The organism is Herminiimonas sp. (genome assembly GCF_030655415.1).
On record NZ_JAURVN010000019.1, the window covers coordinates 38,123 to 61,515 of the forward strand.

The following is a 23,393-nucleotide window of genomic DNA, read 5'->3' on the forward strand; positions in this document are numbered from 1 at the left end:
AATTGTTATCTTTAATTCTTAGTCATATTGTTCTAGCGCGAGAGAGGATGGATTTACGGTTTAATGCGGATTTCTTGATGAAGATGCATTTCAGCAAGTTACCTTGTTACGCTTAGCAAAAGTCGAATGTCTGCTTTGGGAAGCGGACATTTCACTGTGCGATTTCGACCTAAACGGAAGTTGAATTGTGGGTCTATTTTAGTTTTGGCGACTTGAAAAAGATCGCCATACTCTTCTTATTTGATTTTGCTTGAGGCTCAGTGATGTTCATTACGTAACAAGCCCATTTGTCCATCATAGGACGCCTTTGTTCTAATAAATCCGTTCTGTGGTACGCAGCTTCGACTTTATTGGATACCGTGTGAGACAGAGCTCTTTCCGCCAGATCTCTAGCGTAACCATTTTCGCTGGCCCAATCTCTAAAACTTGATCTAAATCCGTGTGCGGTAGCGGGTCTTCCGGTGATATCGCTCTCTGCTTGAGTGCGCCGGAGGAAGGCCGTAAGTGTCATATCACTCAACACCTTCCCGCGAGGTGAAGGAAATATTAGAGGTGTATGTATGTAGCTATGGCTTTTCATCACCACAAGCAGGTCAATTACGTTTTGAGCTAGGGGCACTCGATGAGGAATACCCGTCTTCATACGAGCTGCAGGAACAGTCCAGACACGAAGTGAAAAATCAATTTCTGCCCACTCCGCATTCCGTACCTCACCACTGCGCGCTGCTGTCAAAATGGCAAATAGTAAAGCCCCTCTAGTACCGTCGCCAATTTTAATGTCAGTGAGATGCTCTTTCGTAAAATTCGGTATTGAACGCCATGGCATAGCAGGCTGATGTTCAGGGCGATTAGTTTGTTTAGGAAGAAGATGATCAATTACTGAAAGTGGATTGGCAGTTATGTAACCGTGGGCCCAAGCCCACTGCATAACAGTATGCATTCGCTGTCGTGTACGACTAGCGGTTTCTACTTTGGATAGCCAAATGGATCTTAATGCTTCTGCGCAGTCCGCTGGAGTGATTGCTTCAAGTTTTTTGTTGCCCAGCTTTGGGAATACATATGTTTCTAATGTACTTATCCATTGCGCTACATGCTTCTCATTTTTCCACCCAGGACTTAGCTCTTGATGCACAAGACGAGCCGCTTTCTGAAATGTTAGAGCTTCAAACGAATGTTCTGCCGCTTGGCGATCGTTATTACGAGCTTCGATCGGATCAATTCCGTTATCTATCATTCCTCTCATTGTCATGGCTTTGACACGCGCTTCAGAAATAGACACGGCAGGATATGTTCCTAGACCTGCATCCCGGCGTTTTTTCGATGTCGGACTAGTAAATCGTAATATCCATTTGCATCCGGACTTGCTGGGTGAAAGTATCAGACCCGTTACCTTGCCATCAAAGATGGGTTTATCGCCCAACGTCAACGTACGTGCTAATTTTTCTGTCAGCATAGAGGGTATTTCCAGCCCATCATCTAGCCCATCATAAAGCGGTAGATGTGATTAGGCATGATTAGATTAATTTAGAAACAGAATGATGCCATCCCTGGCGAAAAACTGGTCTGTTTATGATTGGTTGTATTTCTTTAGAAAGCATTCAGGCGGCCCCTTTCTCCGCCAGAAAAATATAAAAGCCCGCGCAAGCGGACTTTTATAAGGACAGAGAAAAGTGAATGAGCCGAATGTTCATATGCTTCAACTACTTGGAGCGCAATGACAGGGGATGATGTACTTGATACTTGGATTTTCTGTCGAGTTAGGCTGATGTGAAATTTAGCTCAATATGGTCAGAATGTATTTCGAATTCAAAGAACTCGAAATATCAATTTATGGAATTAATTTGCCCAGTTCTGTATTTCTTGGCAGATTGCAGGTATACCAACTGCTTCACGGACAAGTATATTTCTGCTGTAGAGACTCTCTCTAACTTGCTCAATTTCCTCATCTATCCATCGTTGCAATGATTCCGTGAAATAACGTCCATCAGTAGGGGCTCGCAATATAAAAATTCCGCCAACATCGCGGTCTTCTTCGGCATGTTCTTGCGCAATCAGCATATCCCGCATTGCGGTATTTAGATTATTTGAAATGTAAACATCCTGCCTGTAAAAGGCACTTGCAATAGTCCCGAACCTATTTGGTTTCCGCAGTGGCACATCTAATTTTATTTCGCGGCCGCCATGCGTTTTTATTCGCAATGGAGCATTTCTAATAATATCTGCTGCGAACACCGGAGCGCGTTGATAAAGTTGCGTAAAAACGCTAGACCTTGCATCTTCACTAGAAACAGTTCCGGGTGATCCACTAATGGCTTGTTCGTCCTCGCAATGACGGCTTAACGGGACCATAGTTTCAAAAAGTCGACCTAATATAGCCTCAGTGCTTTCTCCGCTAGCATAGGATTGTGATCCGAAAGAAATTTGTTCGGAAGAACATTCAACTTTTTGTGATTGTCTCAGCTGTTCACCGACAATGGTCAGAAGAAATGTGAAGTTCTCAAGCCCCACCGTTCCGTACATACATTTGAAGCCACGAGCTGACGATAGCATTTTTACATGTAATCTATTTTTGCGTTTCCCATCTTCTATGAAACCAATTCCGACATTAAATAACTCTCCTGTGGCAATGTCAGGGGTTAATCGAATTGGAAACCATTTGCCTTTGACGTTCGAGATAATTGTCTCCGGAGCATCTTGAAATAAGGTGTTTAGCATAAGTTCTGTCATACGAGCATCCCATAGCGTTTGCGGACGAGTAATCCAAGATTAGAAGTTCGATCATTAAGAAATTTATCGAATTGCACACTGTCTTCTGGGGTCAATAGCTGAGACCACCAATAACGAAGCTCTTCAGCAACTTGTTCAAGAAGTACGCTATGTGTGGATGCGGAGTCTATCATCTTGTCGATACATTGCTGTTTAGGTTTATGGTCCCATACTCTTTCGGAAAGACGGTTCCGATACAGATTTAATGCATTTAGTGTTGAAATGGTCCAACAACCATCTTCGTCGTTAGCAAGACGTCCCCCATCAATCAGCGCATATTTTTTTGGCGCTAATCTAATTAGATTGTTCAAATGCCTATCAGTGCTGGCAAGATTTTCATCTAAGGTAACTGCACGTTCCAGCTCCGGCCATTTAGCAACATCATCGACTATATGCTTTAAATCGCTTTCGAACGGTAATCGTAATGCCGCACTATGTCCGTCCAAACGGGTAGTGCAAAATGCGGGATATGTTTTGTGAGTTTTACTTAGCCGCTTGATCCAACCAGGAGGATTTTTTATTCGATCAAGCGGAATATTTGCAATGAAAGCATGTTTGGGTTGCGTGATGCTAAGAGCATGAGCACAAAGATACGCGGTGATTTCATTGGCTAAACTTTTTCCGACATCTGTTTCGTATAATTTAACGTAAGCATCGCAAGAACCATGTTCGGGGTGATGAAAATTGGCAATATGAACAAAACCACGATGCTCATCGTGTGCACTAACCCAATTTATAAAGCTCAGATATCCCGTATCACGAATTTTGATAATTATATGTTTGGCAGGAGTTCTTAGTAGATCATTTGAGGTAGAGCTAATTATTGAATTCGCGGATTGCGGCATGCATTGCCTTTAGGTGGTGAATTTTCAAAATTGATCAACAATTTATTAACTGCGGAGAATGCAATTACGACTATGTTTTGAACATCCCATGAATATGGGGTTTTAACGATGCCAATGTTAAATGTTGAAATATATATGCCGAGAAAAATCTGGGTCTAGCAGTTTTGAGTACTAATAGTGATGAAATAACTCACTTTTTTTCTGAAAGTTAGTAGATATTTGCCTCGTTCGGATTTGTCCATATTACGCTTACGAGTGGTTACACACTAGATCCGTTTCAGCTGAACTTCGCAATTTCAAATTCGTCTTACAAATACCAGTTTCTTGAGCCGCATCAGGACTGCCAGAACCTCACACACTAGGATTTGATATGGCTAGCTCTCTCTTTACACGCGCTGCGTTGCTTATCTGTTTGGCATTGCCTGCCGCCAGCTGGGCGCAGGTGAATGTGTTCGTTTCGATTGCGCCGCCGCCGCTACCGGTTTATGTGCAGCCGCCGCTTCCTGATGAAGGCTATATCTGGTCGCCGGGTTATTGGGCGTATGACGACGGCGACTATTACTGGATTCCGGGTACGTGGGTTCGCCCGCCGTCGGTCGGTTTGTTCTGGACGCCGGGTTACTGGGCGTGGAGTAATGCTGGTTATCGCTTCTACCGCGGTTACTGGGGCCCGCAAGTCGGATTTTACGGCGGCGTGAATTACGGTTATGGATATAACGGTAACGGTTATCAGGGCGGTTACTGGAATCGTGGCGCGTTCTATTACAACCAGTCGATCAACAACTTCGGCAATCGACATGTCACGCGGGTGTACAACAAGACCGTCATCAATAACGTGACGGTCAATAACGTCAGTTACAACGGTGGCCGCGGTGGCGTGAACGTCCGACCTAGTTCACGCGAGCAAAACTATGCGCGTGAAAAACATATTGCACCGACTTCTGTCCAGAGACAGCACGCACAGGCCGCGATCGGTAATCGTGAACAGCGCGCATCAGTTAATCAGGGCAGGCCGCCGATTGCTGCAACCGACCGACCAGGTCAGTTCAAAGGTGCGGCAGTAGTGCCTGCTCGTGCAGCGGGTGGCCCGTTGCCTGATCGCTCACGTCAAAACGATGACAGGCGTTCGGATGATGGACGTAGGGATTCATCGCCGTCGTCATCAAGACTTTCTACGTCGCAGAATAATCCGGTGCGTGACAATGGAGCACAAGTACGTACGCAGCCAGATCGTTCGCAGGATCAAATTCGTCAGCAGCAACAACGCGATGATCAGGTGCGACAACAACGTGAACAGAACGTGCAACAACAGCAGCGCGAGCAGGTACAGCGTGAACAACAAGTTCAACAGCAGCGGGAGCAACAAGGGCAGCAGCAACGTGCGCAACAAGTGCAACGTGAACAGCAAGTGCAACGTGAACAGCAAGTGCAGCAACAACGCGCACAAAAAGTTCAACGCTCACAACAGGTTGAACAGCAGCGTGAGCGGCAGGCTCAGCAGCAACGCGTACAGCAAGCAGAACGTTCACAGCAACAGCGTGAACAACAGCAAGCACGCCAGCCGCAACAGCGACAAGAAGCACCGCGCGCGGAGCCTCAACAACGTGAGCAGCGTCAACCTCAGGGTCGCGAACAGCAAAGAGGACCGCAAGGCGAGTCGCGTCGTGAAGGTGGGCGTGATTAATCGATGGGATTTATCTCACTACAAAAAAGCCTGCGCAAGCGGGCTTTTTCTTTATGCGTAAACAGAAAATTCTAGATGTTTCATCAATGCGCAAAGTGTATGGATGGCAAGGCTGCGGAAATGTTTTTCAAAAGCATGGTAAGGTAAAAAGGGATGAACAAATATTTCAGCAGGAATGTTGAAGGTTCACTGCAATAAACTTTGTATCATTTCATTTTGACACTCTCGGCTCCGGCCACTTTCGCTGCGGTTTCCCTGCAAGATCCAAAGCGATTTCATGTCAGCGCAATTGTTGGCTGACATTTCAAGAATGCGTATCAGGTCGGCATGTGCACATTGCCTGCTCTGTTGAAAACATCGTTTTCGCGCATACGCCCGTAACAGGCTCTAGCGAGTCGGATCGGCCAAATCAATACTCCGCATGTTGAAAGGAACAGGCATTGCTATCTCTACAGCGAACCCACAATCAACTCATCCCGCCATCCCACCGTCATCAACAGATCTATCAGTTGATGATAGCTACCTTGCTGTTTGTCCTGGCAATCGGACTCTCGCCACGCAGCTACGCACAGGCGGCTGCCGAAAATAATGCAGCGCCGACTTCATACACCGCACTGGCCGATCTGCTGGAAAACGAAGAAACGCGTAAGCAGCTAGTAACGCAACTGCGTACGTTGGCGACGCCCGAGAATAAAGAACAAGCGGCGACTGGCGCGATAGTTGATAAACAGGCGACGCAAGAAGTCAGCAAACAGCCAAGCAGCAATGTCGCGCCGGAGAAAAATACAGCGGCTCCGGCAGAAGAGGGCATTCTACTTTTGTCGCGCAATATAGCTGATGGCATTCAACATTTCATTAGCAGTCTGAATACAGATATGACTCAAGCGGCCGCGACATTTCGCGCCTTGAATCATGATGACGATGCGACGCGCGTCAGTAGAAAGCAGCAGCTTTCTTCACTACAAAATTTTGCAATCGTGGTGGCCGCTACCATGCTGGCCTTCTTCTTTTTCCGGGCCATCGCAGCGCGGTTTTATGCGCGCAGTAATACCTGGGTTACGCATGGCGGCAAGCCTCTGCCTGCCGAGGGTGCTGGATCTGTAGCATCACACGATTTTCGTTTTACGCATTCCGAGTTGTACCGCAAGTCGATTGCGATTGTTGCTGCGATGGTGATTGATACAGTCGCCATTCTGCTGGCCGGTGCGCTTGCGTATGCGACGGGTTTGTTTGCCGTAGGGGAGGCCGACACGATAGGCACGCTTGAAGCGCTGTTCGTGAATACCTTTGTTGCGGTGGAAATCGCCAAAGCTTTTTCGCGTGCTGTCTTTGCACCGCGTTATAACAGCTTGCGTTTGTTTGCGATGGACGACGATATCGCCGCGTATTGGGGCCGCTGGCTGGAGCGCCTTATAGGTCTGATTGGTTACGGTATTTTGGTCGGCGTACCGCTGGCGAGCACGATGCTGTCGCCAACGATAGGTCATATGTTGAGCATCCTGATCATGCTGGGTGTGTATGTCTACGCGGTGCGCATCATCTGGCTCAAGCGCACATGGGTGCGCGAGCGTATGGAGCGTTACTCCGAACAATCGTCTACGGTTTTTTTCTCGACGTTGATACGCATATTGGCGCGCACCTGGCACGCGTTGGCGATCGCCTACTTTACGGCGCTGTTAGTCGTTAGTCAGATTGATGCGCGTGAAGCATTGCCGTTCATGGCGCAAGCAACCTTGCAAACGCTGATCGCAATCGGCATCGGTCTGTTGTTGTCGGCGATTGTGGGCTCCATGCTGGCGCGTCGCATTACGCTTTCGCAAAATCTGCGCAATTTTTTACCCATGCTGGAAACGCGTATCAACTCGTATGTCTCCCCCGCGTTGAAAGGCTTTCATCTGTTGATGGTGACGGTGGTCGCGTTGGTGGTACTGGATGCGTGGCACGCGTTCAATCTGGGTAATTGGGTTGCATCCGATAGTGGTCGCGCGGTGATCCTGGCCGTGGTGCATGTCGCGATCATCTTGTTGATTGCAACCTTGGTCTGGACTGCTGTCGCCAGCATCATCGAACACAGACTCAGCGTGACGCCGGGACTAGGCCGACCTAGCGAACGTGAAAAAACGCTGCTGTCATTATTCCGCAATGCGGCGCTGGTGGTGATTGTGACGTTGACGGTATTGGTGGTGCTGTCGCAGATCGGCATTAATATCGCACCGCTGATTGCGGGTGCTGGCGTTGCCGGTTTAGCGATTGGTTTTGGTGCTCAAAAGCTGGTGCAGGACGTGATTACCGGCGTCTTCATCCAGCTGGAAAACGGCATGAATCAAAACGATGTGGTCGAAGTGGCCGGCATTTTTGGCACGGTTGAAAAGATCACGATACGTTCGGTCGGCATACGCACGCTGGATGGCGGCTTCCACATGATTCCATTTTCATCAGTCGATAAAGTCTCTAACCACACGCGTGACTTTGCTTATCACTATGGCGAATACGCAATTTCCTATCGCGAAAATGTGGATGATGCCGTTTATCATCTGCAGCGCGCGTTTGAAGAACTGATGCAAGACAAGGAAATGGCTGCCGCTGTATTGGAAGATATTTCTATCCCCGGCGTTACCTCCCTGCATGAGCGTGGCTATAACATCCGCGTGCTGATCAAAACGGTTGCAGGCATGCAGTGGGCGGTGCAACGTGCCTTCAACGGCTTGGTGAAAAAGCATTTTAGTGAAGCCGGAATAGAGATGCCTTATCCACATACCGTGTTGTATTTTGGACAGGACAAGAACGGCGAGACGCCACCTTTCCCGGCGCCGCAAGGGATGAGCGGCTTGCCTGCTACTTGAGGCTAGGCGTGTGCTACTTTGTACAGTCGGTATTCGCCTATTCTGCGTTTCTTTAACAGGCTTTCTTTTTGGAATCTAAATGCAGGTCTATTCCCACAAAAGAATCTCTGTTTGTCTGATTTGTGATGTTGATCAAAGGCCATAAGATCAAGTCACAATCAAACAAAGGAGACGGCCATGATGACCCAAGTTGATGCAGTGAAGCAAAGAAATGAAGAGCTGAAAGATCGCGCAGAACGCGACATCATCGTTCATGAAACGGTGCCTGGCGAAGACAAGATTCTGACTGAAAATGACAAACGCAACTTGAAAGACAAGGCTGCTAAAAGTACGACGGATGAAGATACGAACTAAGATCCTTATCCAATAAAAAACCGCGTCTCCTTTAAAAGAGACGCGGTTTTTTTATGTTCTGTCGGTAAGCCACTCAAGAAAAATGGCTGGATGCTTCTATGAATTAATCGCAGCCATCTGCGTAAAAGAGACTAGCGCAAACGGCGCGATTAATGATCAGGACGCTTTATAGACGTCGTTTGAATCGCTCAATTTGAATGAGCCATCGCCTTGTTTTTCTGCTGTGCGATCTGTGTCTTTGACGCGATAGCCATCGAAGCTACGTGGCAAATGGGTAAAGCCGTAATCGAGATAGGTGATTCCCGGTACCAGATGTTGCAGAGTAACGGATTTGCCAGCGGCGTTCTTGACGTTGATTACTTCTGTAATTTTCATGAAATCTCCTAGTGGTGGTTTTGACGTTGCAGTCATGCAAGGAGTGCGATGCATAGACCGCGTTTCTAGTTATACCACTAGTCACAACAATGAGTTGGCGATTCCCTGATTAACGCGGTTCATGTATGAGCGCGTTAATCAGAATTTAGCGGCCGTCATTATTGTTGTTACCCCAATTATTGTTAGGGCGGTTGCCGCGATTGTCGGGCGCTTTTCCATCACGGGATTTATCATCTGATTGATTCTGACGATTGCCGCTGTTATTCCAATTCGGATTAGGGGATGCTGGGCGATCTGGTCTGCCGTCCTTGTTACGATCTTGTTCGTTACGATCCGGTACACCATTGCGGTTGCGATCAGCTTCACGATTATCCGGAATCCCATTGCGATTGCGATCTTGCTCGCGTTGATCGGGAATACCATTACGGTTGCGATCGACTTCTCTATTATCTGGAATGCCGTTGTGGTTGCGGTCAACTTCGCGGTTGTCGGGTATGCCGTTTCTATTACGATCTATTTCGCGACTATCCGGAATACCATTTCTATTGCGATCGATCTCACGGTTATCAGGAATTCCGTTACGGTTGCGATCGTAATTTTGATAGTTGGGGTAATACGGCACTTCTTCGCGATACCAGGTCGCGCCGCCGTACGAGCTGCCGTAGCTACGTTGCTCTATGTAAGTCCCATTCTGATAGCCGCCACCTTGGTTGGGATAGCCATAGCCATCGTCGACAGCGCAGGCGGTGACCGAACAGGCGACGACGAGGATGCTTATTGTCAGTTTTTTCATTTTTTTCTAGGCGGTGATTACGTGCCGTATCTTACGACGCGTAAATCTGATTTGCTCATCTTTGTTGTAACAAACGATGTCCAATTCGACGCATGAAAATCACTGACAGCCTCAGGCTATTTTTGCCTCAAACGATTCTGGGGTTGGTCCCCATTGTTATCGCGTCGTCAGCCATATTGCGCAAATGTCCATGCTCGTCATGGTGCGCGGTCAGGCGGCGAACTCCCTGCCATTCAACGATATGCTCTTGCTCCAGTTTGGCGTAGTCGGCCAGCTCGGTTGATTCAACAGGAATCGGGATGCGTCGTCGTGTGGAATCGCGAAAGCGCAGATATTCCTTCAACGCCCACAGGAGCAGTGAGCCGCACAATAGCAACACGACCATGCTGTAGATAAACGCAAGGTGCCTCAGATTCAGCAGCTCCTGCGCATACTTTACTTCGCTGTATGCATGGTAAATACCCAAGGCCCACGCGACCACCGTAATGAGTGGCACCCACAGATAAATAAACAGTGCCCAGAATATGATGGTGAACAGTCCGCTGCCGATTTTTGTCGGCACCGAAACTTTATCCGGCATGTTTAATATCAGCTTGAGGCGCGGCTTGTCTCGTTTAATTTTCATGCTTGATCTCCCTTGGAGAGCGGGGCTTGTAATGACGTGTTGCCAATCATGCCATTGGCCGGGCTCTCTGTATTTCTTGGATCAGCCGGGCTGACGCCACGATCCGGGCTGACCCATACCGCACGTTTGCCACGGCGACGGAACAGCACTTTTGGCACTGACCAGATGGTGGTGAACATATTCAGCATCCAGTACAACAGTGGATACCAGATCATCCAGAAGTAATGACGGAAGGCTTTTTTATCGTAATGGCGGTCGAGGATCATGCCCGTAAATACTTGCAGCAAGCAGGTCGTACCGATTGCTACGCCGTGCCAGCTAGGAATGATTTCTACCTGCCATTTTGTCGGCAGTGGAATGAATAGATCGATGAACCACAGCAGCAAAACCGATCCCATCGCGAATGCCCACAGTACGGACATGATGTATTCCAGATAGATCAGCCACATGCGACGCAAGCGCCATTGGCTAAAAATGTAGCCGTACTTGGCGATCGATTGGATGCCGCCCATCGCCCAGCGCAGACGTTGCTGCCACAGACCTTTGAGCGTTTCCGGCATCAAGATCCAGCACAGTGCGCGCGGTTCGAAGCGGACATCCCAGTGATGCAATTGCATCTTCCAGCTGATGTCGATATCTTCGGTCAGCATTTCCGGACTCCAGAAGCCGACGTCTAGCAGAGCGCGGCGACGGAACATCGCGACCACGCCGGATACGGTGAACAGGCGGCCGTAAATTCTTTGTGTGCGTTTGATCAAGCCGACGATCGATGAGAATTCGCCGACCTGCAAACGTCCCAGCAAAGTCGAACGTGTGCGTATACGAGGATTGCCGGTGACAGCACCCAGACGCGGGCCGCTTTCGAAATGCTGCAGCAGCCACGGAATCGCATTGCGATCCAGAATCGCATCGCCATCGATACACATCAGGAATTCACTACGTGCGATCAACGCCGCAGTATTCAAAGCGACGGCTTTGCCTTGATTACGCGCTTGGTGCACGACGCGCAGCATTGGATAGACGGTCATCAACTCATCGAGAATCGCGCCTGTATTGTCCTTGCTGCCGTCGTTGACGCAAATGATTTCGTAGTTCGGATAATTCAAATGCGCCAGCGCATCAACGACATCGCGAATGTTATCGCCTTCGTCAAAGCAGGGCACGATGACAGAAACCGATGGCAAGGACGTGAGTTCCTTGATCGGATCAACGTCACGCAATGCCGAGCGCTCATAGCGCAAGTAATACGTGATGCCGCCTATGATCCAGACGTACGCCATGAACAGCGGGTAATAGAAGGTAAATCCGAACAGGATGTTTTCAAATTGCATGGCTTACTTTCGAACCGGATGAGTTTCTACGGATATTTCGGGCTTGATAATTTTTTCTTCGGGCTGATTAGAGTGAAAATCATCCGGGTAGTAGCCGAGATTGCGCGCGCCTGCGCTGTGTAGCTGACGCATTTGTGCGGCCAATACTTTGGTTGGAATCGGCTGACCGGTTTTCCAATCGCGACTTTGCAATTCAAACACTGTGGTGCGCAAAGCACCTGGCGTTTGCTTGACCTTGTTCATCAACTGATCCAGCCAAAGAGTTGGATCTGCTGCGCCTTCCATGTACGGCATTGCCATGATCGCGGTGTAGTCATACGCCGCTAGGAAGCTAGGCAGCGTTTGTGCAAACCAGTCTTCCGCATCAGGGTTGAGCACTGGCTGCGCGTAAATATTGCGCGCAGTCTGCAATGCAGGCTGATAGTTGCGCAGCGTGCTGGCCAGATGCAGCGTGAAGGCATTCAGATAAGCAGTCTTTTGCGTAGTCCAGTTACGACGTGCTTGTGGATCGTTGCGAATATCCTGCAATGAACCCTTCAACTTCCACTGATCGCGATACACGGCGAGTGCAGCAGGGCTGGCATCTTCGTAATCAGACAAGGTGGCATCATCGTGGAACAGTACGCCGGCAAAAATTGCATGCTTGCCCAGGTCTTCATAAATCTCTGTAATCGCCTGGCGCGCAACCGGATCGAATGGCGATAACCGCAGATATCGATTCTGTGAAGCCGATGCTGGCGCACCCGGCATGGTTTGCACCAGATGCGTTGCTGCCGGATGTGCGGCTGGTAATTTGAACGCCATGACCGGCATCCACGCAAAGACGCGCACACCAACGCGCGTTTGCAATTGCCATGCAACGCGCGTGAACAAATCGCTGCGCATAGGCATATTGCGATTCGGGAAATACAAGGCGTCAGCCACGCCATCACCATCCGGATCGGAGAACGCCTGCAGATAAACGGTGCTTGGATGCAGCCTGTAAATGCGATCCAGCAGTTTGGAAAGATTTGCTTCTTGTACCAGCGGATCGTCATCGTAGACGTAATCCAGATCGACATGGATCACGCGTTCCAATGGTTGCTCGATGCCGTCGTAGCTTGCAGGTTGACGCAGCAATTGCGTCAGTCCCGCGAGGCCGGTATCGAATACCACCAGCGAACGACGTATGCGTGTCGGATCATCTTCAGTTGTATTCGGGCCGGGCTCCAGATTGAGAGAAATCGGCATGCCCACTTCTGCCGCGAGTTGATTGGCAATACGATTGTTGGCACCGTAAGGCCAGACGATGACGCGCGGACGCTTGCCGGTTTCGCGCTCTATCAGTTTTGAGCTGCGAAGTAAATCGGCCTTTACACGTTTCGCGTACGCGGCGTCGCTTTCGTACTGCGAATTTTGTGAATTTTTCGCTTCGTAGCTGCGACTAACCGCCGCTGGCATCAAATTGCCTTGCGGATTGGTGATGATGCCTTGATGCAGACTGTGTGAGTGCGATGCAACTTCGATCAAACCGGAACCGACCATCTCACGTACTTCATCCCAATTAACGAATGCAGAACGCGGTACTTGTATATCGCCAAACTGCACTGCGCTATTTGGTGGTGTCTGTATCCAGTCACCAACGATAGCGATCACCGCCGGATAGTTGAATTGCTTGAGCAATGGAAAAACTTTGGTATAGACGCTTTCAAAGCCATCATCGAAGGTCAGCAGAATCGCTTTTTCAGGCAATGGCTTCTTGCCAGCGCGCGCGTCCATGATTTGCTGCAAGCTGACCGGGCGATAGCCGTTTTGATCTATCCACGACAGTTGCTGCACTAGATCTTGCGTATCGACGGCGGTGGCTTCTGGCCAGGTCTTGAAACTCTCACGCACGTTGTCACGAATGTCGTGATACGCGAGTACGCGATAAGTCTGCGGTGGATCATTGGCCGGCACCAAGGTTTGCAGACGTGGTGCGGCGAGCACTGCAGTCGATGGTTGCTGCGCATGCGCTGCCAATGGAAATAGCACAGCGGTTAACACGGACAGCAGAATTTTTGACCAGCGCGTGGAGATGGCCGTAGCCTTGCGCGTACGTCTTGTTGTATTTATCAAAATGCTGCTCATTTGATTGCCCAATTCAGATTCAGATAACCGTAATGGCGTTTTTCTTGCGCGCCATCGTAAGGATGTTTGCTGGTGCCGATGCCGTAGCTCAAAGTGAAGGCGTCATCGATCGACCACACATGGCCGTACTGCGCACCGGAGGTTGCGCCGGATGCAAAGCCTTCTTGCCAATAGCGACCGCCATACACTTGCACTTGCTGTGTCATCGAGCGGCGATAGCGCCGCCATGTTTTCCATTCGCCGACGAGCGTGGCGGTGGCTTCCTTATCGCTGGATGGATTGAAGTAGGCTGCATTGGCCGCGCTATTGCGTGAAGTTGCCAAACCAAGAATTGAATCCATCTTGAATACAGGACCACTTACCCAGCGTTCCGTCCATGCGAGAGTAGCCGCGTCGCGGCGATTGTCATCGCTGAAATGCGTGTTCGAAATTTCGCCATCGATGCTGCGCGATTCGTTTTGACGCCAGGTCAATCCGGCAGTTACACGCTTGGCGGTCACATCACTGTTGTAGGCTCTAGCCGCCAGATCGTTGACATTGGAATCTGCCAGCAGTCGCATCTGCCATGTATCAGAAAAATCCTTGGTCATTTCAAATGCAACACCACTACGGTTGGCGTTCTCAATTGCACGGTTGATCTCGGCTGAAAGCATCAGGTCACGTACACGGTAATCAAGGCCGACACCAATTCTGCTACGACCGATTTTGGTGTCGTTTGCAGTGCCTTCATTCAGGTGACCATCTGAATGAGAAACATGACTGAACACGCGAAATGGATCGCCCAGCGAATTCGTCAGCGGAGCGGAATAGAGACGCGCGTCGATAACGGATTCCGCACCCGCGATGCCGCCACCTTTACCAAAAGTGCTGGTGACTTGCAGATAAGGTCTGTCGTAAATGTCTAGTTGGCGAGCAAAATTCTGTACGCCTTTATTCTCGGGATAGTCATTTTGCAAAGCCGGCAACACTTGCTTGGCTTCGGTAAATTCATTCAAGGCCAGCAATGCATTGCCTCTACCGATTTGTGGTCCGATTGCTTTTGGATCATCGACGTGCATCAGTTCGTATTCGCTTAATGCAGCACGAGGATGACCACGCGCCATGCGTAAATCCGCAGAGGCACCTCTGACTTGCTGATTGAATGGCGCGTTCTGACGCAGCACAACGAGGCGATCTTCGGCCTGTTGCAAACGGTCGGCATACATTCTTACCAACACGGTCAATACGGCTGCAGTTGGATAGTCTTCATTCGGCGCCTGCACACCGGGAATTCCGGCGTTGGCAAACGGCGGCGTTGTTTCGAACAAGCGATCTGCAGTGGCTTGCGCCAGATCATGTTGTTCAGATTCGCTGTAGGCGTAGGTCAAGCCGATTTGCCATGCATCGACAGTGGCAACGTCGCCGGCACGCGCTTCTTCGATTGCGGACATATAAAGGTCGCGCGCTGATTCGGGCTGTTCCAAATATAAATAGGCATCGGCAGCGGCTGCTTTTGCATAAGGTGGAATGTCGACACCGGACGCTTTGAGCGATTGATACAGTTCGATTACCTCGGTCATCTGCTGTCTATCGCGCAGCGCAACCATACGGTCAAATTGCGTAACCGGTTTTTCGCCGAAGCGATCTGTGACTTTTTGATTCTCTGTCAATGATGTATCGGTGGTAGCGAAGCGCTGCTGTTTGTAGTCAACGTTCAATTGCGCTTGGCCAAAATTGACAGTACGTCCTGCGCCGGCGTGCGCGATTTGACGCTGTTCTTCAGCGCTAAACCAATCAATATTGCGTTCCGCGGTGCGCGCCGCGAGATAGGGCATGCCTGCAGCATCCAGCGCAAACACATAGCTACGGAACGCCTCGCGCGATTGCGGATCCAGTCGCACTGCATTTTGGTAGGTATTTGCCGCCAGCAGATGTTCACCGCGTCGGGTATAGACAGACCCTAACAACGTGATCATCTGCACGTCTTTGGCTTTGTAGGCGGAAGTAAATTTTGGCAAAAATCCCTGCACATATTGCAGCGCTTCGTCAGAACGATTTTGACCAAACATTGCATCAACCAGACCGGCACGGGCTTCATAGTCAGCGGGTGTTTTGTTCAGCACCAGGCGATAGGCTTTTTCCGCTTGATCCCAGCGTTCTACTTTATTCGCAGAGTTGGCCAGCGACTTTAAAACGTAGGCCGGTGTGCCTGGTTTAACTAATTGATCGTAGTAAGTAAGCGCAGTGTTGTAATCGCCGGCCCAGCCAAGCACCACCACCAGGTCGTATAAAATTTTTTGATCGTCGCTATACGTGTTGTGCCACGCCGTCAGCTTTTCAACTGCGGCCGCGGCCTGACCATCTCGCGCGGAGCGAATAAGGCCGTCGTATTCCGCTTGTGGAATGGCGGCATGCACGATGCTCGTTGCGCATAGGCCCAATACGAAACATGCGAATCCTGATTTAGTGATTTTCAAATGCTGGTATTTTTTATGCATAAATCAATCTAATTTCTTGTTCTGTTAAATCGTTATGTTTTCAATAGACGTGCAATAAAACCCTCCGCTTGACGGAATGGCTTTTCAAAAATCTGTTGGATTGTGTGCAGCGAGGTGTTCCATCCACAGAACAATGCATGCCAAAGATCGCGCGTTGGCACTGTCTTTTTATATTGAGTGGACGATCGAGTTTTCTAGCTGACAAACTTTAGATGTGAACAAAGAATAGGTTGTGCCATCAAACGCTGTATGTGCGTTCAAGCACACAGCAGATGAGACAAATGTGAAAGATGCACATTCACGTTTTTACATTTGATCGGGATGATCTTGAATATCGCTAAAGAAGCATGTGCAGAGGGTGTGCACTTAACGATTAGACATTAGAGATAGTGCTTGATACGAGATGCATCTGAAAGTAAAACACGAGAAAAGTGTTTTGCAGAGATTGCTCGTTTTGCCAACCAAGACAGCATTCGTTAATGCAGTTTGCTCTTGGCGATCTGCAGTTCTTGCAGTTTTTTTACTGTTTCTAGTATCTGCGCGAGTTCGTTCTCTGCATCAGATTGGATGAGTTCTTTTTCGTCGATATTGAGTTGGTTGTCGATGACGACCATTTCCACTCGAAAGATGTGCGGGTATTTATCTGTGATGGCTTGCAGCAGCACGTCGAGTTTTTCCCGACCCAAGACTTCCTTGATACGGCTTGCGAGGAATAGTCTGACGATGGTCAAACTGTTGTCTTCACTTAGATCCTGAATGGCGAGCGCTTCATGGTGCAGCCATTCAGGAAATTGATCTGCGCTGACAAAGCTCGGTACCGTTAAAACGGAAACGTGAAATTCTACGTTGAGCTTGTCCATCATGTTCCCCTTGTCACTGGTCATAGTCGATCCGGTGTATGCGTCGATGCGTTCAGTTTATACGCGCGCTTCGAATTTTGGGAGAGGCTGGCATTCTTTTATTTTACGAGCACTGCGGATAGTTTTTCCATTACGCGGGTCACATCTTCTTCAGTGGCAAAACCGATGCGTGGCCAGTTCTGCACCTTGTTGGTTTCGGTTGGTTTGCCGGTCAAGTATCTGCATTCATCCAGCAAGTTGGTCAGCGCAGCAGGTGTGATGCGATATGCGGAAGCCAGCGGATGCACATTGAAAGCGATCTCTGCTTCGTTGCCGGGCGCGAGTTCTGTGTGATAGATCGTGATAGTGCCGTTGCGCAGAAAGCGTGCGCCACCTTTGTTGACTAGTGGGCGAGGTGTGCCGAAGAGGTTTTTCAATGCGGTCAGGGCTTGGTCGTATACGGCGTTTTCCATCTTGTGATCCATTCAAATGTGTTGAGCTGCTTATGGTCGATATTGTAGCTCCGGAGCGTGATGCTCATGGTGCTGTTTCAGTTCTGGATGAAAAGCGCCGTAATAGACGGAGTGGTTAGCAAAAAAATGTGCGATTCACTATCTGGGAAATTGCTATCGAAGGGCGACGACTACGCAGGACGGCGATTACGGAGTAGTGATTTGAGACATTTTGTTGACGATAAATAAATTTTTCTAAAAAATATTTACGTCGAAATTTATGCGCTGAACAGTTTTCCAGTGTTGACGAAATATTATTTTAATCTTCTATAAGAGAGTTTTTCTCCCATATTCATGGGAGAAAAACTGGTGGATTTGGCATGTCTTGTGCGGTGTGTTCTCCCTATGAGAACAAAGGATAAATTTGTATATTTTTCAAGACACATTTTTTTGCGATTAGATGTAACTGCGATCGATTTTTTTACACTAGAATCATTTAAAACGTAGCCGTGCGGCAAGGTAGACACCGCAATTTAGGCAGCAAAAATAGACAGCTTTGTAGTGGTTTCATTTCCTAAGAATAAGTCTTGAGTCGCGCACCTTGCGTTGCTCAATAAAAAATAAGCCGACAAGTATGGAAATGTCTGAAGATTCTGAATCAGGACACATGATCAAGAAGGAGTGGTTGACCAAGCTTGGCCTTGGTCTCGCTTTGTTCCTGCTGGTGCTGATTTCGTTCGTGACTTTTAATAGCATCGCGCAGTTCGAAAGTAGTTCGAAGCTGGTCGAGCACACGCATCTGGTCGTTAAGCAAATCAATCAAATCGCGTCGAGTGTGAAGGATGCGGAGTCTGCACAACGTGGATACCTGATTACTTCCGACGAATCATTTCTGCAAGAACATCACGATGTCGTCGTGAACTTGCCGGATGAAATCAACAAGCTGAGATATCTGACGCAAGACAATCCGGAGCAACGGCGTTCGATCGATATTCTGGAAGAGTTGATGTACAAACGTATGCGAGCTTTACGTTTGGGCATAGATATGCTGGAAGATCGCGGAGATATCAGCGCTAACGAAACTACTGGTCTGGTTGGTGGTAGCGGCAAGGAGGCAATGCAGCAATTGCGCGGGCATGCTGACTATATGATCGCTGTCGAAGATAAATTATTGGGCGAGCGCGCAAGACAGGTTGAAGCCAAAGCTGCTTATACCAAGCTATGGATTCTGTTCGGTAATCTGGTGGCGATCGTGCTGCTGCTCTCTGCTCTGTGGTTGATCATGCTGGAAATCAAGCATCGAAAAATTGCGCAACGCTCAATAGAGAAAACCGCAGCGCAACTGGAATTGACGAACAAGGAATTGGAAAGTTTCAGTTATTCGGTTTCGCATGATTTGCGTTCGCCTTTGCGTGCGATTGACGGTTACTCGCGCATGTTTGAAGAGGACTTCGCTGATCGCCTGGATGACGAAGGCCGTCGTTTGTTGTCAGTGATTCGTGTCAGCAGCAAAAAAATGGGCCAGTTGATTGATGACTTGCTGGCGTTCTCGCGGATGGGGCGCAAGCCGGTTGATGCGACGAAGGTCGATATGAATACTTTGGTTGATGAAGTCTGGTCTGAGGTTTGTGCCAGCTCCCGAACTTCATTGCCGTTGAAGAAGTCAAATTTACCTGTGGCGTGGGGCGACCGTGCATTGCTGCGGCAAGTGTTGATGAATTTGCTTTCCAATGCCGTCAAATACAGCAGCAAGAAATCGGACCCGCGTATCGAAATTACCGCGAAGCACAGCGAACACGAAGTGGTGTACAGCGTGCGCGACAACGGTGTTGGTTTTGATATGCGTTTTTATAACAAGCTGTTCGGCGTTTTTCAGCGCCTGCATACGGAAAATGAATTTCCCGGAACGGGTGTCGGTCTGGCGATTGCGCAGCGTGTCATCGTGAGACATGGCGGACGCATCTGGGCCGAGAGCAAACCGGACGAATACACGATTTTTAATTTCAGCATACCGAAAGAGGTCAACGCATGAACGAAGATATGCAACCCGTGCATATTCTGCTTGCAGAAGATACGCCTACCGATGCCGAGATGACGATGCGTGCGCTCAAGAAAGTGGGCCTCGTTAACAACATCACCTGGGTCAAGGATGGGCAGGAAGCGCTGGACTATATTTTTCGTACCGGGGATTTTGCAGGCCGGGTGAGCGGCGATCCAACCTTGATCATGCTTGATCTGAAAATGCCCAAGGTAAACGGACTGGAAGTGTTGAAGTTGATCAAGACTACCGACGCGACCAAGCTCATCCCGGTGATCATGCTGACCTCCAGTGCGGAAGAACCGGACATCGTCCGCTGCTATGAGCATGGCGTGAATAGCTACATCGTCAAGCCGGTTGAGTCAGACAAGTTTTTTGAAGAAGTTTCCAAGGCGGGTTTCTATTGGGCGATCCTGAATAGAATTCCTGGATCACGATAAACGCAATCTGATGTCGAGACAGACGCATGATTAAAATCCTCATGGTTGAAGATACGCCTACCGATGCTGAACTCGCTTTACGCGAGTTGAAGCGGGGCGGTATTCAACATCAATCAAGACGGGTTGAAACCGAGAAGGAGCTGCGGTATGAGCTCATCGATTTCAAGCCGGATGTTGTGTTGTCGGATTTTTCCATGCCGCATTTTGACGGCCTGTCCGCGCTGAAGGTCGTGCGCCAGGAAATGCCAGACACCCCTTTCATTTTTGTTTCTGGTCGCATCGGCGAAGAGCTGGCGATCGAATCTTTGAAGCTGGGTGCAAGCGATTACGTTATCAAGACCAATCTGTCGAGATTACCGAGTGCCGTTGCGCGTGCAATGGAACACGTCGAGCAAAGAGATGCGCGCCGCCGCATAGAGTCAGAACTGCTGGAAAGCAATTTGATGTTCCGCACCTTCATGGAGAACTTGCCGGGTGCTGCTTTCATCAAGGACAAGGATGGCCGGTATTTGTATGGCAATCACGGTCTGGATAAAGCATTTGGTGTTGAAAAGGGTTTTTCGATTGGCAAACTCGACACTGAGCTGATTCCGTTTCAAGTTGCACATAAATTGCGCGAGATGGAAACGCGTGTGTTGGACGCCAACACTGCATTGCAAGAAATCGAAGTCATGTCGATGCCGACTGGCGTGACTTATTGGCTCTCGACGAAATTTCCGCTATTGGGCGAAAACAATAATTCGCGCCACATAGGCGGCATCGCGATTGAAGTAACTGAACGGATGAAGGTTGAGCAGGATCTGCTGTTGCGCACGCGCGCAATCGAGGCTTGTGTGAATCCAATCGTGATCGTTGATACTGCCGCGCCAGGTATGCCACTGATTTATGTCAACGGCGCATTTGAAACCATCACCGGTTATACCAGTGAAGAAGCGATAGGTCGCAACTGTCGCTTCTTGCAAGGTACGGATACCGATCAACCCGAGCTGGGTAAATTACGCGCGGCGATACGCGAGCAACGTCCCGCGTCAGTCTTGCTGCGTAATTATCACAAAGACGGCAGCATGTTCTTGAATGAACTGTACATCGCACCGGTGAGTGAAACGGTGGACGGTAGCGGTGCAGGACATTTTGTTGGCGTGCTGTATGACGTTACACAGATCAAGCGTTATCAAGAGGATCTGGAGCATCAAGCCAACTACGATACCTTGACCGGCCTTGCCAATCGCAACCTGCTGAATGAACGTACACAACAGGCACTGATACAGGCGCGTCGTCACGATCAATTTCTTAGTTTGGTGTTTATCGATCTGGATAACTTCAAGCTCGTCAACGACAGCATGGGGCACGGCGCTGGCGATGAATTGATTGCGAATGTTGGATCACGTTTACAAACCTGCATACGTGATGGCGATACCGTTGCGCGTATTGGTGGCGATGAATTCGTGTTGCTGCTGACGAATCAAAATCCTGGTGACAGTAATTTGACGGTGATGCAGCGCATTCAGCGCGAGCTGGTCAAGCCGATGCTGATTCGCGGCCAGGAACTTGTTGTGACATGCAGCATGGGTATCGCGCGCTTCCCGGACGATGGTGAAGATTCGGAATCCTTGCTGGCGAATGCTGATGCGGCGATGTACCGCGCCAAATCAAACGGGCGCAATAACTTCCAGTTCTATACCAAGGAAATGAACGCGACGACTGGCGAGCGTCTTTCCTTGGAAAGTGACTTATGGCATGCGATGGCGAATGAGGAATTGTTCCTTGTTTATCAACCGCAAATCGATTTCCGTGATGGTTCTGTGATTGGTATGGAGGCGTTGATACGCTGGCAGCATCCCAAGCGTGGATTGATTTCGCCTATGGAATTTATCCCGATGGCAGAGTGCAATGGCTTGATTATTCCAATCGGGATTTGGGTATTGGAAACCGCCTGCAAACATAATCTGCAATTGCAAAAAGAAGGTTTGCCACCGATACGCGTGGCCGTCAATTTATCGGCGCGTCAGATTGGCGAGCGGGATTTTGTTCAAAGCGTCAAGGATGTGATCGATGCAACCGGACTCGATCCTTCCTGTCTTGAGCTTGAAGTCACCGAAAGTATGGTGATGCACAACGTCGAAGAAGTTGTCGTGATTTTGAACAGTCTGAATGAAATGGGCATTCAAATTTCGCTCGACGATTTTGGTACGGGCTTCTCCAGCCTGGCTTATCTGAAGCGCTTCCCTATCGATCGCTTGAAGATTGATCAATCATTCATCTTCAATTGCGATAGCGATGCGGGCGATGCAATTATTGCGCAAACCATCATCGCGCTGGCACATGGCTTGAAGATCAAAGTGATTGCTGAAGGCATCGAAAAGCCGGAGCATTTTGCCTTCCTGAAAGAAAATGGTTGCGATGAAGGACAGGGTTATTTCATCAGTCGACCACTGGCTTTCAAGGATTTGCGTGAGCTGTTGATTGCAAGGCAGAAGCCCCATTAATCTTTCTGCCCATCTTTTCCTTAAAGGAAAGCGTCGTACTTAGCGCAAACAGCAATTTTTGTTTCTATTGCAGAAGCTGTAATAAAATACTGTTTTGCAAGCGCTAAGACAGCACTTCCTTGAAAATGCCGGCACAAGCCGGCTTTTATTTGGGCGAGCTGTCTTCATGCAACTGACGTAGATAGTAGATTTGTCGGACGATGTGTTGTATAACTTCGACCACCGCGCCGGGCTGGATTTTTTGTAGGTACGAGCCCGAACCATCAATAGCTAAGCAATCAGCAACTAACTCAAGTACTCATTTAAATTCGTGAATATTTATATCTGTGGGCAAAAGCACTTCGGTGCAGAAGTTTTTACCGCTTTGTCGAACGCCGGACACACCATTGTTGGCGTCTCATCACCAGCCTTGAGCGGTGATGGTGGCGATGATCGTTTGAAAGCAGTGGCAGAAGCTGCTGGTGTCAAATGGATGAAGTCGGGCTTGTTGAACGAGAATACGATTCCAGACAACGTTGATTTGATCGTGACAGCGCACTCGCACGATTTCGTTCGTCTGCCTACCCGTAACAAAACCACGCACGGCGCGATTGGTTATCACCCATCGTTGTTGCCAATTCATCGTGGCAAGGATGCGATTATCTGGACTATCCAGATGGGCGATAAAGTCACCGGTGGTAGCGTGTATTGGCTGGATGAAGTCATGGATGGCGGCCCTATCGCGGCACAAGAACACGTGTTCGTCATGCCTGGTGATACACCGGAATTGCTGTGGAAACGTGATCTGGCACCGCTTGGTATTCGTCTGTTAGGCGAAGTCTGTAACGACATCGCACAAGGCAAGATCATCAAGAAAGTGCAAGATGAAAGCATTGCGACGAGCGAACCGTCGATCAAGAAGTAACTCTGCATTACTGATGGATATGCCGCTCACTA

18 protein-coding genes are annotated in these 23,393 nt (G+C 49.1%); 7 read left to right on the forward strand and 11 right to left on the reverse strand.

What is annotated here, in order from left to right:
- Nucleotides 1-193 precede the first annotated feature (193 nt).
- From Q7T66_RS17595 to Q7T66_RS17605, 3 genes are all read right to left on the reverse strand, one after another.
- Nucleotides 194-1,453, reverse strand: coding sequence for a tyrosine-type recombinase/integrase (locus Q7T66_RS17595; protein ID WP_304934406.1), 1,260 nt, complete (start codon nucleotides 1,451-1,453; stop codon nucleotides 194-196).
- 383 nt (nucleotides 1,454-1,836) lie between these two features.
- Nucleotides 1,837-2,727, reverse strand: a complete 891-nt coding sequence (locus Q7T66_RS17600) for a hypothetical protein (RefSeq protein ID WP_304934407.1) — start codon at nucleotides 2,725-2,727, stop codon at nucleotides 1,837-1,839.
- On the reverse strand, nucleotides 2,724-3,611 hold the full coding sequence (locus Q7T66_RS17605) for a hypothetical protein (protein WP_304934408.1): 888 nt from the start codon (nucleotides 3,609-3,611) through the stop codon (nucleotides 2,724-2,726). The genes Q7T66_RS17600 and Q7T66_RS17605 overlap by 4 nt, the downstream gene beginning before the upstream one ends.
- A gap of 370 nt (nucleotides 3,612-3,981) precedes the next feature.
- On the opposite strand from Q7T66_RS17605, the gene Q7T66_RS17610 reads away from it, so the two are divergent.
- From Q7T66_RS17610 to Q7T66_RS17620, 3 genes are all read left to right on the forward strand, one after another.
- A complete protein-coding gene (locus Q7T66_RS17610; protein WP_304934409.1) occupies nucleotides 3,982-5,295 on the forward strand; it encodes a YXWGXW repeat-containing protein in 1,314 nt (437 codons plus the stop codon).
- A gap of 440 nt (nucleotides 5,296-5,735) precedes the next feature.
- The gene (locus Q7T66_RS17615; protein WP_304934410.1) at nucleotides 5,736-8,138 is read left to right on the forward strand and encodes a mechanosensitive ion channel domain-containing protein; all 2,403 of its coding nucleotides are present in this window, start codon (nucleotides 5,736-5,738) and stop codon (nucleotides 8,136-8,138) included.
- Between the two features lie 177 nt (nucleotides 8,139-8,315).
- On the forward strand, nucleotides 8,316-8,492 hold the full coding sequence (locus tag Q7T66_RS17620) for a hypothetical protein (protein WP_304934411.1): 177 nt from the start codon (nucleotides 8,316-8,318) through the stop codon (nucleotides 8,490-8,492).
- A 156-nt stretch (nucleotides 8,493-8,648) separates the two neighbouring features.
- On the opposite strand, the gene Q7T66_RS17625 is transcribed toward Q7T66_RS17620, so the two are convergent.
- The 8 genes from Q7T66_RS17625 to Q7T66_RS17660 all read right to left on the reverse strand — a co-directional run bounded on the left by Q7T66_RS17625 (nucleotide 8,649) and on the right by Q7T66_RS17660 (nucleotide 17,514).
- Nucleotides 8,649-8,867, reverse strand: a complete 219-nt coding sequence (locus tag Q7T66_RS17625) for a hypothetical protein (RefSeq protein WP_304934412.1) — start codon at nucleotides 8,865-8,867, stop codon at nucleotides 8,649-8,651.
- Between the two features lie 145 nt (nucleotides 8,868-9,012).
- On the reverse strand, nucleotides 9,013-9,660 hold the full coding sequence (locus Q7T66_RS17630) for a hypothetical protein (protein WP_304934413.1): 648 nt from the start codon (nucleotides 9,658-9,660) through the stop codon (nucleotides 9,013-9,015).
- 127 nt (nucleotides 9,661-9,787) lie between these two features.
- Nucleotides 9,788-10,285, reverse strand: coding sequence for a poly-beta-1,6-N-acetyl-D-glucosamine biosynthesis protein PgaD (gene pgaD / locus Q7T66_RS17635; RefSeq protein ID WP_304934414.1), 498 nt, complete (start codon nucleotides 10,283-10,285; stop codon nucleotides 9,788-9,790).
- Nucleotides 10,282-11,616, reverse strand: coding sequence for a poly-beta-1,6-N-acetyl-D-glucosamine synthase (gene pgaC / locus Q7T66_RS17640; protein WP_304934415.1), 1,335 nt, complete (start codon nucleotides 11,614-11,616; stop codon nucleotides 10,282-10,284). Before pgaC ends, pgaD begins: the two co-directional genes overlap by 4 nt.
- 3 nt (nucleotides 11,617-11,619) lie before the next feature.
- Nucleotides 11,620-13,725, reverse strand: coding sequence for a poly-beta-1,6-N-acetyl-D-glucosamine N-deacetylase PgaB (pgaB, locus tag Q7T66_RS17645; protein WP_304934416.1), 2,106 nt, complete (start codon nucleotides 13,723-13,725; stop codon nucleotides 11,620-11,622).
- Complete coding sequence (pgaA, locus tag Q7T66_RS17650) at nucleotides 13,722-16,202, reverse strand: poly-beta-1,6 N-acetyl-D-glucosamine export porin PgaA (protein WP_304934417.1); 2,481 nt, start codon at nucleotides 16,200-16,202, stop codon at nucleotides 13,722-13,724. The genes pgaB and pgaA overlap by 4 nt, the downstream gene beginning before the upstream one ends.
- Nucleotides 16,203-16,678: 476 nt before the next feature.
- A complete protein-coding gene (locus Q7T66_RS17655; protein WP_304934418.1) occupies nucleotides 16,679-17,086 on the reverse strand; it encodes a hypothetical protein in 408 nt (135 codons plus the stop codon).
- 74 nt (nucleotides 17,087-17,160) lie between these two features.
- Nucleotides 17,161-17,514 (reverse strand): hypothetical protein, encoded by a 354-nt coding sequence (locus Q7T66_RS17660; RefSeq protein ID WP_304934419.1) that lies wholly within the window; start codon nucleotides 17,512-17,514, stop codon nucleotides 17,161-17,163.
- A gap of 619 nt (nucleotides 17,515-18,133) precedes the next feature.
- On the opposite strand from Q7T66_RS17660, the gene Q7T66_RS17665 reads away from it, so the two are divergent.
- From Q7T66_RS17665 to Q7T66_RS17680, 4 genes are all read left to right on the forward strand, one after another.
- Complete coding sequence (locus Q7T66_RS17665) at nucleotides 18,134-19,525, forward strand: CHASE3 domain-containing protein (RefSeq protein ID WP_304934420.1); 1,392 nt, start codon at nucleotides 18,134-18,136, stop codon at nucleotides 19,523-19,525.
- Nucleotides 19,522-19,971, forward strand: coding sequence for a response regulator (locus tag Q7T66_RS17670; protein WP_304934421.1), 450 nt, complete (start codon nucleotides 19,522-19,524; stop codon nucleotides 19,969-19,971). Before Q7T66_RS17665 ends, Q7T66_RS17670 begins: the two co-directional genes overlap by 4 nt.
- A gap of 26 nt (nucleotides 19,972-19,997) precedes the next feature.
- Nucleotides 19,998-22,457 carry an EAL domain-containing protein gene (locus Q7T66_RS17675; protein ID WP_304934422.1) on the forward strand — a complete coding sequence of 820 codons (2,460 nt, stop codon included), beginning with the start codon at nucleotides 19,998-20,000 and terminating at the stop codon, nucleotides 22,455-22,457.
- A 310-nt stretch (nucleotides 22,458-22,767) separates the two neighbouring features.
- On the forward strand, nucleotides 22,768-23,361 hold the full coding sequence (locus Q7T66_RS17680; protein ID WP_304934423.1) for a formyltransferase family protein: 594 nt from the start codon (nucleotides 22,768-22,770) through the stop codon (nucleotides 23,359-23,361).
- Nucleotides 23,362-23,393: the final 32 nt, after the last annotated feature.